Source organism: Arthrobacter sp. B0427-1-12 (assembly GCF_059092905.1).
Map to the genome: position 1 here is coordinate 1 of NZ_JBNHIC010000073.1, position 13,053 is coordinate 13,053.

At 64.0% G+C, this 13,053-nt stretch carries 12 protein-coding genes and 1 pseudogene; 10 read left to right on the plus strand and 3 right to left on the minus strand.

From position 1 onward, the window contains the following. The 3 genes and pseudogenes from AC5RWU_RS22055 to AC5RWU_RS22065 form a co-directional block, all read left to right on the plus strand. A partial coding sequence (locus AC5RWU_RS22055) for a fatty acid desaturase family protein (protein ID WP_494037287.1) occupies nucleotides 1–307 on the plus strand: 307 nt, incomplete at its 5' end. Nucleotides 308–1,795: 1,488 nt separating this feature from the next. After that, nucleotides 1,796–1,993: a hypothetical protein gene (locus AC5RWU_RS22060; protein ID WP_494037288.1), complete on the plus strand. Its 198-nt coding sequence runs from the start codon at nucleotides 1,796–1,798 to the stop codon at nucleotides 1,991–1,993. A gap of 89 nt (nucleotides 1,994–2,082) precedes the next feature. After that, nucleotides 2,083–2,382: pseudogene (locus AC5RWU_RS22065) on the plus strand (DUF4193 domain-containing protein); the annotation flags it as partial. Between the two features lie 301 nt (nucleotides 2,383–2,683). Here the strand turns inward: AC5RWU_RS22065 and AC5RWU_RS22070 are convergent. Then, nucleotides 2,684–3,382 carry a maleylpyruvate isomerase family mycothiol-dependent enzyme gene (locus AC5RWU_RS22070; RefSeq protein ID WP_494037289.1) on the minus strand — a complete coding sequence of 233 codons (699 nt, stop codon included), beginning with the start codon at nucleotides 3,380–3,382 and terminating at the stop codon, nucleotides 2,684–2,686. A gap of 510 nt (nucleotides 3,383–3,892) precedes the next feature. Here AC5RWU_RS22070 and ygiD point away from each other — a divergent pair. From ygiD to AC5RWU_RS22085, 3 genes are all read left to right on the plus strand, one after another. Next, nucleotides 3,893–4,774 carry a 4,5-DOPA-extradiol-dioxygenase gene (gene ygiD, locus AC5RWU_RS22075; RefSeq protein WP_494037290.1) on the plus strand — a complete coding sequence of 294 codons (882 nt, stop codon included), beginning with the start codon at nucleotides 3,893–3,895 and terminating at the stop codon, nucleotides 4,772–4,774. A gap of 277 nt (nucleotides 4,775–5,051) precedes the next feature. After that, nucleotides 5,052–5,264 carry a hypothetical protein gene (locus AC5RWU_RS22080; RefSeq protein ID WP_494037291.1) on the plus strand — a complete coding sequence of 71 codons (213 nt, stop codon included), beginning with the start codon at nucleotides 5,052–5,054 and terminating at the stop codon, nucleotides 5,262–5,264. Nucleotides 5,265–5,348: 84 nt separating this feature from the next. Continuing rightward, entirely contained in the window at nucleotides 5,349–5,909 is a 561-nt protein-coding gene (locus tag AC5RWU_RS22085; protein ID WP_494037292.1) for a dihydrofolate reductase family protein, read from the plus strand. A gap of 108 nt (nucleotides 5,910–6,017) precedes the next feature. Here AC5RWU_RS22085 and AC5RWU_RS22090 read toward each other — a convergent pair whose 3' ends face one another. Both AC5RWU_RS22090 and AC5RWU_RS22095 read right to left on the minus strand, forming a co-directional pair. Continuing rightward, on the minus strand, nucleotides 6,018–6,383 hold the full coding sequence (locus AC5RWU_RS22090) for a pyridoxamine 5'-phosphate oxidase family protein (protein ID WP_494037298.1): 366 nt from the start codon (nucleotides 6,381–6,383) through the stop codon (nucleotides 6,018–6,020). A gap of 148 nt (nucleotides 6,384–6,531) precedes the next feature. Continuing rightward, nucleotides 6,532–8,073: a metallophosphoesterase family protein gene (locus tag AC5RWU_RS22095; protein WP_494037293.1), complete on the minus strand. Its 1,542-nt coding sequence runs from the start codon at nucleotides 8,071–8,073 to the stop codon at nucleotides 6,532–6,534. 1,124 nt (nucleotides 8,074–9,197) lie between these two features. Here AC5RWU_RS22095 and AC5RWU_RS22100 point away from each other — a divergent pair. From AC5RWU_RS22100 to AC5RWU_RS22115, 4 genes are all read left to right on the plus strand, one after another. After that, nucleotides 9,198–9,371, plus strand: a complete 174-nt coding sequence (locus tag AC5RWU_RS22100; RefSeq protein WP_494037294.1) for a hypothetical protein — start codon at nucleotides 9,198–9,200, stop codon at nucleotides 9,369–9,371. Nucleotides 9,372–9,539: 168 nt separating this feature from the next. Further along, nucleotides 9,540–11,069, plus strand: coding sequence for an SLC13 family permease (locus tag AC5RWU_RS22105; protein ID WP_494037295.1), 1,530 nt, complete (start codon nucleotides 9,540–9,542; stop codon nucleotides 11,067–11,069). A 178-nt stretch (nucleotides 11,070–11,247) separates the two neighbouring features. After that, complete coding sequence (locus tag AC5RWU_RS22110; protein WP_494037296.1) at nucleotides 11,248–11,586, plus strand: hypothetical protein; 339 nt, start codon at nucleotides 11,248–11,250, stop codon at nucleotides 11,584–11,586. Nucleotides 11,587–12,101: 515 nt separating this feature from the next. Next, complete coding sequence (locus tag AC5RWU_RS22115) at nucleotides 12,102–12,761, plus strand: cyclodeaminase/cyclohydrolase family protein (protein WP_494037297.1); 660 nt, start codon at nucleotides 12,102–12,104, stop codon at nucleotides 12,759–12,761. The last annotated feature ends 292 nt before the right edge of the window (nucleotides 12,762–13,053 follow it).

A 13,053-nucleotide genomic window follows, 5' to 3' on the forward strand; every position in this document is an offset into this window, starting at 1 on the left:
CGGCTCGGCCAACATTTCCGGATCCAGGCTCATGCACCTGATGACCGGCAACCTCTCCCACCAGATCGAACACCACCTCTTCCCGGACCTGCCCTCCCACCGCTACGCGGAGGTCGCCCCCCAGGTCCGCGAGATCTGCCGCCGCTACGGGCTGCCCTACACCTCCGGGCCCCTGCTCAAACAGGTCGGATCCTCATGGGCCAAAGTCTTCAAACTGGCATTACCGGACCGCCTGTCACCCAACAGCGGGGCCCCCAGCAGCGGCACTAAGATACAGGCAAAACAACACATACCGGCGGATAAATAGGGAAAGCCCCTCGGGAGGGGCTTTCAGCGTGTTGGACAGTTGATGTTTGGTATTGGTCAGCGGTGATGCGCTCCTCCTCCCTGGGCGCTGTGCGCGCCCTGCCGGTTTCTGTAGTTAACAACTCTAATAATTGCCCCGGCTGATCGTCCAGCGACATGACGAAGAATTTCCGGCGCCAATGCATGGGTTCTTTATTCGCCCTTCTGGCTGAGGGCACGGGTAAGCGAGGAGACACTGACGCTAAGGGTCCGGGCTGTCTTGCTCAGCGTCTTTCCCTGGCTGTGCAGTTCCCTGACGGCCTCTAGCTTGGCAGGGGCTGTCGTGTCAACGACGTTTTTTGGCTGCTGTCCTTGGATTTCGTGTGCGCTCCGGCCCTTTCACCATTTCCGGTTCCGCTGGCCTGCTCGCCACTGTCCCGCACCTGCTTGGGACCCAAATTGGTCAGGAGGGGTCGCGGAAGCTGTGTCTATTGCCAGGAGAAGACGCTGTTCGCTCAGCTCTCACAACGAAGGATTTCGAGAACGGGTTGAATCGAGAATCGGTGTCTCCACGGATCATGGCTAACACTCGGAGCTGCCATTCTGTGACTGTCCTGTGGTTCGACTTCCCCGTATAAAGGCAGCGACCGCCACATTGAATGTCTCGCCATCGCCGTCGGCTCCTGATCCGGATTAGCGTCCAGTTGAAGTACACCTCACCCCGACATTGATCGGACATATCAGCAGTTATCGGCGTTAAGAAGGGCGGGTTGAACCAGGTCAGAGAACTCCGTCTTGGACGGCAGCCGGCAGTGCCGGGAATGGCTTAGCAATCGTCACAGTCCTAGAACTCGACCGGCAACCGAGGCCGCAGCAACGGGTTGTGCAGACACTGTCTGCACAACGTAGCTGTGGTCACTGGTGCGGAATCGATCGACCTGAGGCGCAGGGCAGGTCGGACAACGCCATCCAGCGGGAAGATTTCCGCTGCAGAACCCCAAACATCCGGTATCGGCTCTCGGAATCCTTAAGAGGAATTAGCGGAGCAACAGAGTCTGTAAGTTCGGAAATTCCGCAGTTGCTGCTCTCGCCTGACCGGAATCGCCGGTCTGCGGATGGCTTGCTCCTGTCGAAGTAGCCGGAGTCTGACGTGCGGCAGGCGGCCCTTCTCCACTGTCCGGCAGTGACTCACTGCGTACCGTCAGTGGCAGGCATTGCCCTCACCTGCCAAACAGCCAGGCCGGTGAAATAACGGTTATCGGCTGACCGGAAACGCCCGGAAGGGGGAGCCGGATAGGCTGTTGCAGCCGGCGTTACTGCTCTGGCTGTCGTGCCCCTGATCGGCAGATTGGCCAAGCGTGTCAACAGCTGACCATAGTGCTTTCATGAGCACTTCAGGCGAGCAACCCGGACTCAGCGCCTCCGGCTCGTCGCGTACCTGGCCGGCGCCACGGATGCCTGGACGGTCCAGGACTGGGCCGAGGGCAAGGCCGCCCCGCCGGAGAACACGGTGACGCGCCTGCGTGCCGCCTGGCGGGTTGCCGGGATGCTGGCTGAAACCCAGTCGCCCAAAACCGGCCAGGCGTGGTTCCAGGGCGCCAACCCGCTGCTCGACGACGTCGCCCCGGCACGGCTGCTGCGCGAAGGCAGCCCGGCAAAGGCTGCCCCGCGGATCCTGACAGCCGCCCGGGATTTCGCCGACCGGTGAAATCCGCCACAGTCCGTGGCGCAACAGTGCGGCATGGTGTCCAATACTTGCTCCACCCCCTTTTGCGATAAGGAGAAGAGCAGCCCCCGATGGCCACCGATTACGACGCACCCCGGACCACCGCCGAAGACGAGCCCACCGACTCCCTCGAAGGGCTGCGTGCCCAGCGCGGTGCCGCGCAGACAGCGGTCATCGACGTCAACGAGAACGACACCGCCGAAGGCATCGACCTGCCCGGTGCGGACCTCTCCGGCGAGGAACTGCATGTCCAGGTGATCCCCGTCCAGGCCGACGAATTCACCGGCGGATCCTGCTTCCTGGTCCACCACCGCTCCCGGAAGGCCCGCGACAAATCCCACGCTGGCGGCGGCGGTTGCTGCGGCCCATGTGCCCGGCCTGCATCTGGCGGCCGAATGACCACTGATCTGCAGCGGCTGCGCTTCGCGGCCGCTGCCGACGTCTACAAGGCCGGCCGGCGGGCCGGCCGTCTGGCGCGCACCAAAGCCGGGGCACGGTCTTCACCTACGAGGCGGCCTACCTTGCCGGTGGCGGTGTGCCTGTGGCTGTCACCCTGCCTGACACCCCCGGGTCCCATGGCCCCACCAGTTCATGGACGATGCCGGCGGGGATCCGTCATCCGCAGGTCCCCGTCTTCCTGCCGGGAACCCCGCTACGGCAGCACTGCGCCGCTTACCAGCGCGGCAGGGTTGGCAGGGGGCCGTCGGCCTCGACGTGGCGGGTCTCACCGCGGGCCAGCCATGCGAGCAGGCCCTCGCGGTCCGAGGCCACCCGTACGGCGCCGTCACCGATCACCCACTCGTCGCGCTCTTCAGTCACCAGTGTCAGGCCCGGGGCCCCCTTGGCACGCATGGTGCGCACAGCCGCCTCCAGCGCGTCGAGCAGGGAATCGGGGTCGGCCTCCTCGACCGTCCAGACAGTGTCCAGATCGTGGTGATGGACAACGACCTCCGCGATACGCAGCGCCACAATGCCGGTCGCAGGGATCCGCTTGCCGTGCAGATGCACCTCCTCCACCATCAGCTCCCCGGTCAACCGCTGGGCCTGCTCCGCGAAGTACTCCGCGGAATCCCGCAGCTCGGCGACCAGGTTCTCGCGCGGCAGGGCAGCGAGTGCAGCGATCTCCTGGGCACGGGCCTCGGGCGAAGCGTAGAGCTGCCGCTCCTGCCCGGTGGTGGCCCAGTCAACAAGCCTGACCAACGCCCGGCCGTTGGAAGCGAGATGGGCGACGACATCGGCCCGGCTCCAACCCTCACACAGCGAAGGTGCCCTCATCTCCACATCAGACAACGACTCCACAGTAGCCAGGAACATACCAGTCTCCCGACCAAGGCGGGAAAGGTCCGAATGCAATAGTGCGGCGTTGATCATATTGCCATCCTAACCACGCGCCCGTACGCCAACCACCGACCTCGGCCCGCTCATCCATACCCAAAACATACCGACTCAGACGACCGTGGAACATGACCAGGGCGGACCCTGTCTCCGCAGAAGCCAACTCTTTCGCGCAGAGAGCCACTTCCGCCCCGACATGGAAGGTGGACCGGAGGTCCTCGGCCAAACGATCAATAACCCCAGTCCCCCCTGGCGGTCCTGCCGCTCCAGGATGTCCTGCCCGACAGACCAGTACAGCTCAATTGACACCCCAACCTGAGGTGCTTCCCCATGGCCGTCTTCGCAGACCCGCCCCGCTCCGGTGCCAGGCCTCCCATCCGGCGTTGACCGCATCCAGCCGGCCGGAGCCCGAACGCAGATCAGCAAAGGCTATGCCGCTGGAGGGGATTCGCAGCGGCGCTCTTGTCCCGGGCGGATCCCGTACTGCACGATGGCGGCAACGCACACCCGCTACGGCCGGGCCGGCCGGCCCGTCGCCCAGGAGGCATGATGAGCATGCAGAGCCCCACCCCGACCGCCACGATGCCGGCGGCGTTCTTCGGGCACGGCAACCCGATGAACGCCCTGGAAACCAACCGCTACACCACCGCCTGGAAGGCCTTCGGAGCAGCGGTACCGCGGCCCCGGGCGATCCTGGTCGTCAGTGCCCACTGGTACATCAACGCCACCGCGGTCACCGCCATGCCGGCCCCGCGCACCATCCACGACTTCTACGGCTTCCCGCAGGAGCTGTTCGACGTCCAGTACCCCGCCCCGGGCCTGCCGGGGCTGGTCGAGGAGATCAGCGACACCGTCCACCCCACCTGGATCGGGGCCGACGTCGACAGCTGGGGCATCGACCACGGCACCTGGTCAGTGCTCACCCACGCCTTCCCCGACGCCACGATCCCGGTGCTGCAGATGAGCATCAATGCCGACAAGCCCCTGGACGACCATCTGCAGCTCGGCGCCCAGCTCGCCCCGCTGCGCCAGCGTGGGGTGCTGATCGTGGCCAGCGGCAACATCGTGCACAACCTGGCCGGCATGGACTGGGCCCTGGCCGACTCCGGCTACGACTGGGCGCACCGGTTCAACGAGGACGCCAAAGAACGGATCCTCACCGACCCCACCGAGCTGGCCGCCCTGGCCGCGCACCGGCACTGGCGCCAGGCCGCACCCACGCCCGACCACTTCATCCCCGCCCTCTACCTGGCAGGACTGGCCGGGGCCTCCGGGACAGCGGATGCCGACGTGCTCGTCGACGGCTACTCCTACGGCTCCCTGTCAATGACCGCCTACACCCTCGGCATCCACTGTCCCCAGACAGCCAGCAACGGCGGAGCCCCGTGCCCGCCGTCGGACCTGCCGCCGGACGGCTGCAACATCTGAGGAGATCAGCCGGTTGTTGTCCCACAGCAAACAGGTCTGTTGGCGACGTCATGTTGGAGTACACCCCAACCTGACGTCAGACACCCACCCGGAAAGTTGTCAGATTAGGGTTCAAATTCCCATTTACTGACATACCACCTCGGGCAACTCTTGAATTCCAGCCTTACGAAGGTCCAGAGGCGCACGATAGCCGGCGTTATGGTGTGAGCAATCCGGGGCGGGATCCCCGGGGAACAGTCCTCAAGCTTGTCCTAAGCCCCGAGAGGGATGCTGAAGCATGACCATGGCCCACCGGATCCGGATCGCCGGCCTGCCCATTCTGCTGGCTTTACTGACGGTGGCAGCAGGGTATGCCGTGGACAGCTGGCGAGGCGCTTTCTACATCGCCCTCATTGTTCTTCTGCTGGCCGTTTCCACTTACCTCTTCGACAGATGCACGCAGTCTCCGCAGGAGAAGAGCGCGCGGCAGGCCCGCAAGGGAAAGCGTTAAGGACCGGGACTCCGCCTTCGAACACACCCAGGGCGAAATACTGAGCTGCAGTACTGTCGGACCCGCTACCGAGGAAGGCTTCTGATGGGCAACGTGACCTATTCGATGAGCGTCTCACTTGACGGCTACATCGCCGGGCCGGACGGCGACTTCGACTGGACGGCGCCCGACGAGGAGGTCTTTCGCTTCTGGATCGACGAGATTCGACAGGTCGGCGTCCACCTGTTGGGACGACGGCTGTACGAGACGATGCTGTACTGGGAGACCGCCGACCAGGATCCATCGCTCGACGAGTCGGAGCTCGAGTGGGCCGCGCTCTGGAAGCCGCTGCCCAAGGTGGTGTTCTCCACCACGCTGTCGGCGGTGCAGGGCAATGCCCGACTGGCGTCCGACGGCCTGGCAGAGGAGATCGAGCGGTTGCGAACCGAGAGGGAGGGCGACATCGCGATCGGCGGCGCAACTCTCGCCGCCGAGGTGGCCGCGTTGGGTCTGATCGCCGAGTACCGGGCCATGGTCTACCCGGTGCTGGTTGGCGATGGCATTCCGTTCTTTCCCCAACGTGAGCGCCGGGTGGATCTCGAACTCGTCGAGACCCACACCTTCAGCTCGAGTGTTGTATACCTCCGCTCCCGCGTGGCACGCTAGCTCTACGCGGTCAGGCTGGTCGCGCGAAATTACGGACGTGTCGCGTGCGTAAGCCGGTCCCCCACCGCAACGCTTCCCAGCTGCTCCCCTGCCGCTAAAAAGTTGCCCTCAGATACTGGTCTCGCCGATTCGAGTACGCCGCGCCCGTACACATGCCCGCATCACCGTCTCGATGATGTCGTCGGTGTTCTGGGGCATTTCGGCCGCACCATTGATGACGGCGCTCCAGGCCCGGTTGGTTTCCGGGTCGTAGCCGTCGACCTCGAAGGCTACGGGGTTGCCGGAGAGTGCGAGCTTGGTGCCCTCACCGGTGCGGAACACCACGGTGCCCTGATCCACGGTGTATTTGATGGGGAAGATCTCCGGATGCCCGTCAATGATGACACCAAGCCTGCCTACTTGGGCGCTGCGGATGGCATCCGCAGCATTCGGCCGAAGAGAGGTGGGTGATTCCGGACAGTGCTTCGTCCTCAGGAGTCATGAGGCCAGTCTAGGCACCAGGTGCGCCTGAGCGGGAGGACGACGCCGGCACTGGGGTTCCTTGACTACGGAACCCCAGTGCCGGCGTCGTTAGTTGCCGCTACGGCGTGAGTCGGGCGGGGACGGGCCGAAGCCCGGCAGGTCAGCCCCGGCCGGTCAGCGCGCTGAGCGGGAAGTCCTGGAACTTGATGGACTTGCGCGCCACGAAGTCGTAGGCCTCCACCCGGATCCGGTCCTCATAGAGATAGACGCGCAGGCCGGTTGACTGGTCGCCCGTGACCCGGGTGCCCCCGACATCGCCCTTAGGGCGGACCGCATAAAGGACAGAGCCGGTGTTGACGACGGGGAAGCCGGCCGGGTTCTTCGGGTCGGCGACCCGGTAGGTGCCCCACCAGTCGTTCATGTTGACGTCGCTGTGGGTGTGGCTGGTGAACATGAGGATGTTCGTGTACTTACCGACCACGGCGTTGAACGCGTCGATGTCCTCGTAGTTGTTCTGTTCCCAGGAACTGTGCGTCTGGGAGACCGTGTACGGAAGCGGGAAGTGGTTGAAGAGCAACACGGGCTGCCCCTTGCGGCTCCAGTGCTTGAGGCGCCCGTCGAGCCAGGCCAGCTGCTCGCTGGAGAAGTTGTTGTACGGCTCGCGGCCTTCGCGCTCAGTGTCGCCGAAGTATTCGGTGCCGATGACGATCAGGGGCACGCCGTCCACGACGCGCTCGAAGTAGGGCTTCTTTTCCCCGGCGACCTTCAGGTAGCGCGCCAGGTATACGTCGGATCCTTCTTTGCCGAGCATCTCGTGGTTGCCGACCGAGATGAGGACGTTGCCGGAACTGTGCGGGTTCCCCGCCAGTGCGGCGGCGAGTGCGTCGTAGTGCGTCTGCAGGCCCAGTTCAACGGCATCGCCATTGATGACCAGCGCGCCGGCGGCAGGCGCCATGGCGTTGAGCTGGTCGATGACCCCGTCATAGCGGGCGGAGGAATCGGAGACGTGGATGTCCGAGATGACGTCGATGGCGGTCAACGGCTTGCTGCCGGCCGGGAGCTCCGGCAGCGGAACGCGGACCTCGATGTTGTCGATGGCCCACCATTTGTCGTTGTGGCCGTTGCGGTACTCCCAGGAGAATCGGGCGGTGGAGGCGCCGACGGGCACCTCAACGCGGATCTGCTCGTGGCTGGAGTACTTGTCTTCCCGGTAGACCACGAGGTCCCGGGCCGGACCGCCGTCGAAGGACACTGTGACCGCCGCGGTCTGTTCGGGGCGGCCCTGCCGGTAGTGGGAATCGAACGCGAGCTCAATCTCCTTGTTTCCGCGCAGGCTGATCTTCGGCGTGGTCAGGGCGGCGTTGAGGGTGTCGTCGCTCTCTTGGTCCAGGCGGTGGTGTTCGCTCTCGATGACGGCGAAGGTCCCGAAGCCGCCGGTGAAGTAGTGGCGTTCATCGGTGCCTGCCGCCCAGGTCCAGTCCCGGACGCCGGTGAAGGTCCATCCCGCCCAGCGGCCTTCGCCGGTCCGGAATCCGTGCGCCTCGTTGGTCCAGCCCTTTGGTGCGTTGTGGCTGAATCCTGTGGGACGGAAGACGTCGTCGAAAGACTCGCTGAAGAGAACCTCGGGCATGGCGCCCCTGCCCTTGTTGGCCGGTGCCGCCGCGGCGCTGGTGGCGCCCAGGCTGGTGGCGGCTGCGGTCAAGGCGCTGGCGGTCAGGATAGTGCGGCGGGATAGACCTGTTCGGGGGGTCTGGTGTTGGCCGTTGATGGCGATCTCCTTAGTCTGATTCGCGGAGCCCGATGAGCGGAGCCCGGTTGACGAAGCCCTGACCGTAAGTGGAGGCGGTGACCGATCCGTGATGCGGAGGTGTCGCGGGCATGAACAGGGACGTGGGTGTGACGAACCGCTCCGTGCCGGACGTGATCTGACAGCAACACCGCGCCCGGATTGTGGGGGACGCGACATCGAGGCTGGCACCGGAGCGCGCTCGGGTCGGGTAGTGGCATGCGGACTGTGCAGGCTGTGGATAACGGCCGGCTTCCTCGACAGTCAATTTAAGCTTGCGGCATGGACTTGATTGGTTTCTGGAACGGCGGCGTCTGGCCTTTCCTGACCGGGCCCTCGAGTCTTGGGCCATAGGCCACGTTCCTGGTTTCCTTGGCAATCTGCCATGTGTGCTCCCCGGGCCGGCCATGCGGTAGGCGTTCAGCTTGCGGCCCCGATGATGCAGGGTCAACGAGTGTGTCGCCGGCGCTTCCGTTCACGGGATTGCGCGCAGGACCACTACCGGGCCGGGCTTGGTGATCGACGATCGAACCGGCCAGTGGCCGGTGCTTCGGTGGTCATCGCGTGCCGGCGATCAGACTCGCGTCGAGCGCTAAAGGGCGGCCAGTTGACGAACTGCAGATTCCGCGTGATCTCCACATCTCTTAATTTGTTCCGCAACTCGCATCTCACTCGTACGTGCGGAAACAGCTTTCGATACAGTACGGACTTGGTAAGGGCAAACCGCAGGACATCTGCACTCGATAGCTGGAGGTGCACGACCCGGACGACCGTCGCGTAAGCCGGTGCTGTTCCGCAGGCGAGCACACCATCTATGAGCTCACCGCACTGTTCTCCGTCGGTCGTTCCATCGTCTACCGTGCCATCGAGCGTGCTCTCAAGCGCACCGGCGGCACCATCGTTTAGATCCGAAAACTTCACCGTCCAAAGCAGGATTCCCACCAGTGCGCCGTAAACGTGAATTTCCGTACGGATCCTCTTCAGAGCCCGATTCCGGAGGGCCAAACACGCCGCCATGCTCGCTGCCGGGCGTCGCACCGGTGGACGCGGTTGGGGAGCGGCGGACCCAGAACCAGCCGGGCACCCATGACGAATACCCCAACTGGCGGATCCCGCTGGCCGGCGCGGACGGCAATGCCGTGCTGATCGAGGACCTGCGGGGCAACGAGCGTTTCGCCTCGCTGGTCCGGGCGCTCCAGCGGGAAGGCAATTGATATTCAGCATGTCTGAATAGGTGCAAAAATCGTATTTCTGTTTATGAGTCAGGCCACGTATGCTCGACGGCTGTGACTCGGCTCGCATCCTTCTGCGAGTTGGGTAACACCGATAGACACTCAGTCGCTTACGGCGGAAGCCGGATTCGCGCACTTCCAGGAGCATTCATGCCAGCACCCACGCCCGCCAAACAAGCGGCAGCACCAGCACCCAGTGCTGTTAAGAGTTCCGACAAGGTCACTCGGATCAAATGGTCCTTCGTCGCGATAGGCCTGTTGCTTGGGGTCACCGCCTTCTTCGGTTTCCCCTCGTCGCTGAGCATCGAGGGCAGGGCTGTCGTCGGCATCGGTGTGGTCATGGCGTTCTGGTGGATGACCGAGGCCATCCCGATCGAAGTAACCTCGCTGCTGCCGCTGGTTCTTTTTCCCATCACCGGCCTCGCGACCGTTGGCGAGGCGGCCGCGCCCTACGCCGACTCGGTGATCTACTTGGTGCTCGGCGGAATTATCCTTGGGTTGGCTACGCAGCGCTGGAATCTGCACCGCCGGGTGGCGCTGCTGATCATCATGGCGGTCGGAACCCGTCCTAGCCAGATCGTCTTCGGCCTCATGCTGGCCAGTGCGTTCATCACGATGTGGGTCAGCAACACCGCCACGGCCGTCATCATGGTGCCCATCGGCGGAGCGATCCTTGCGCTCATCAACTCCCTGGAGGCGTCGCGCGTCACGCCGAAACTGGCTGCTTCCATGCTGCTGGGCATTGCCTATTCGGTCACGATCGGCTCCATGGCCACGCTGATCGGCCAGCCGCCCATGGCGCTGATGAAGGCTTACATGGGGGACAACTTCGACATCGAAATCGGCTTTGGCCAGTGGATGCTGGTTGGCGTCCCGTTCGCCGCTTTCATGATGGCGGCCAGCTGGCTGGTCCTGACCCAGCTCGTCTTCCGCTCCGAAGTGGACGAGATTCCGGGCGGCAAGGAACTGATGCGCGGCGAGCTCCGGAGGCTTGGCCGCCTCACCGTCCAGGAGAAGCGCGTTATCGCCATCTTCGCCGGTGCCGCCTTCTGCTGGATCTTCCTTCCGTTCATCGCGGAGATCCCGGCTGTTTCCGCTGCAGCACCGTTCCTGGCGAACTTCAACGACACCTCCATCGCCATGCTGGCCGCAGTCCTCTGCTTTATTGTTCCGAGCGACAAGGTCGGCGAGGGACCGCTGCTTGAATGGTCCGCGACCAAGGAGGTCCCCTGGGGACTGTTGCTGCTCTTCGGCGGTGGCCTCTCGCTGTCCAAGCAGTTCACGTCCACGGGACTGAGTGAGTGGATCGGTGACAGCGTGGGAGGCCTGGCCGGCATCCCCGACATCGTGCTGATCATTGTGGCCATCGTCCTGCTGGTGATCCTGACGGAGCTCACCAGCAATACGGCCACGGCTGCCGCCTTCCTGCCGATCATGACGTCGGTGGGCGTTGGAGTGGGCATCGACCCGCTGGTCATGGCCATCGCCGTTACACTGGCTGTTTCCGGTTCCTACATGCTGCCGGTGGGAACGCCGTCCAACGCCGTGGCCTTCGCGGTGGGCGACGTCTCCATGAAGAACATGATGCGTGGCGGCATCTGGCTCAACGTCATCAGCATTGTAATGATCCCGATCGTCCTGCTGACGCTGGTGCCGCTGGTCTTCGGAGTCGGCATCTAAGCGCTATCTCAGCGTTCCTGAACGACACGGCGGCGGCTTTCCTGCTTGGCAGGGAGCCGCCGTCGTGCTTTCCGGCCGGCCCTTGCAGCGAGGTCCGCTATCCGACGGTTGGCAGGCGACACCCGTCGGCGTGGTCCGCCGGGGTGTTTTGTCGGCGCTGGCCGGTAGGTTCCGTCGCATGAATAAGGTTGATCCCGTGGCAGCCAGCAAAGGCTTTGAAGTGCCCCGTATTTTCCAGCTCGGGGAACACCGGTATGAGTACGCCCTCCTGCAACCGGAATTTGAGCGCGAACCGACACGCGCCGGCTACGGCAACGAGATCCCGGCAATGGCGGACATCCCTTTGACGGACGGTTCAACGGTTCCCGTCTTTGTGGAAGTAAGCGCCTGGACTGCTGCAGCGTGTTTGGTTCAGTGGGCCGATGATGCCGGGAAAGTGTTCTCCTGTTGGGTGCCGGCGGCGAATATGCACAGGTGCGCCCCGGAGCAATGGCACGGGAACTATCTGGCGAAGTGACGCCCAATCTGGGCCTCGGTGGGAACCGCCGACGTCTTGTAGGGCCGCGGCTTCCTGGCTGACGTTCCCGGTGGTGGCGTGAACGGCGGTCCGCCGCCGGCGGCCGGAAGCGCGTGCTGCCACGGGCGGCGGACCGCCCGCACATTTCCAAGGTTTCTGTCGCCTTTCAACAATCATCTATCCGCCGCTACGGGGCAGGGGAGCTCAGAAGCAAAGCGCCGATAACTGCGCATACGTCAGGTGTGGCCGTGGGATGTGTACGGCTGCCGCCGCTTATGGATAGGCAGGCGGGTACCCCATACTGCACGACGAGCATACGGCGATCGTCTGCTGGGGCAGGCGCTGAAGACACCGGAAACTGCAGGTCAGCAACGCGGCTCCGTCGTCTCGGCGCCCCATGATGCGAGAACACTTGGCGGTGTCGCCGGCTGTGGTGGTCGCTCTCCTTCTGGCGCACACTGGTGTGGTGCGTCGGCAGTTCATCGGCGATGCCGCTTAAGGGCACACTTGGTGTCATGGATGATTCTGAGGCGGTTACAACTCAACGCTCGACAGTTGAGGATTGGACGCGGGCTTTGGCAGAGTCTGTTGGATCGCCCGGCGGTGGCGCTGGGGTCGGAGTGATGCTCTCTATCGCCGCGTCATTGGCATCGATGGTTGCCGGATACACCGAAGTTGAGGAGCACCAACGAAGGGAGCTCGCCAACGTTCGCGCACGGGCGCGTTCGCTCCGGGAAGTCGCCCTTCGACTGGCCGACGACGACGCGTCAGCATCTCAAGCTTTCGGGGCCGCGTTTCGGCGGGAACCAGGACCGGAACGGGAGGACGCAATACACCGGGCATCTGTAGATGCCGCCAAGGCATCTGCCGTGCTCGGCGAGCGGGCCATCGATGCCATTGGAGATCTGGAATGGCTCGCTTCCAACGGTAACCCGGCGCTTGTTGCCGATATCGTCGTCGCGTTCGGTGCCCTTAGAGCAGCGGCGACCGGGGCGCGCACCAACGTGAGTTTCGATCTCGCTGCGCTCACCTCCGCGGGCGGTACACTCGAACAGATCCGGGAACAGCATCCGGCCCTGTGGAGGACGGTTGAGGACCTCAACGCGGCAATTGATCGGATCGACGGACTAACTGCCGAGATAGATCACCGTGCCGCACCAACCGACGTCGTCTGATACGGCACCACGTCCGGGGGGCAATCATGACAGGTAGAGCCCCCTTCCTACACTTTTTACGGTGGCGATTCTGGGTGCCGGAGGGTTGTTAGCCTTCCGTCCGCGGTCTGATCCGGTACCGACGCAAGGCTCCACTTGGATAGGGCATCGAGCTTCGGATGATTGGCCACGAAACTTACGCCGCACGGATCCAACGCCGATAACTGCGCATACGTCGGTTGTATGGAGGGATCAGCCTGTCTAGGACTGCTTCTCGACGTAGCAACGGGCTTCTTCGACGCACCCGTCCCCT

Excerpts from the sequence above, each read along its gene's own strand:
- AC5RWU_RS22070 (WP_494037289.1), bottom strand. The coding sequence starts at position 3,382 with ATGATCAACGCCGCACTATTGCATTCGGACCTTTCCCGCCTTGGTCGG.
- ygiD (WP_494037290.1), top strand. The coding sequence starts at position 3,893 with ATGATGAGCATGCAGAGCCCCACCCCGACCGCCACGATGCCGGCGGCG.
- AC5RWU_RS22080 (WP_494037291.1), top strand. The coding sequence starts at position 5,052 with ATGACCATGGCCCACCGGATCCGGATCGCCGGCCTGCCCATTCTGCTG.
- AC5RWU_RS22085 (WP_494037292.1), top strand. The coding sequence starts at position 5,349 with ATGGGCAACGTGACCTATTCGATGAGCGTCTCACTTGACGGCTACATC.
- AC5RWU_RS22105 (WP_494037295.1), top strand. The coding sequence starts at position 9,540 with ATGCCAGCACCCACGCCCGCCAAACAAGCGGCAGCACCAGCACCCAGT.
- AC5RWU_RS22110 (WP_494037296.1), top strand. The coding sequence starts at position 11,248 with ATGAATAAGGTTGATCCCGTGGCAGCCAGCAAAGGCTTTGAAGTGCCC.
- AC5RWU_RS22115 (WP_494037297.1), top strand. The coding sequence starts at position 12,102 with ATGGATGATTCTGAGGCGGTTACAACTCAACGCTCGACAGTTGAGGAT.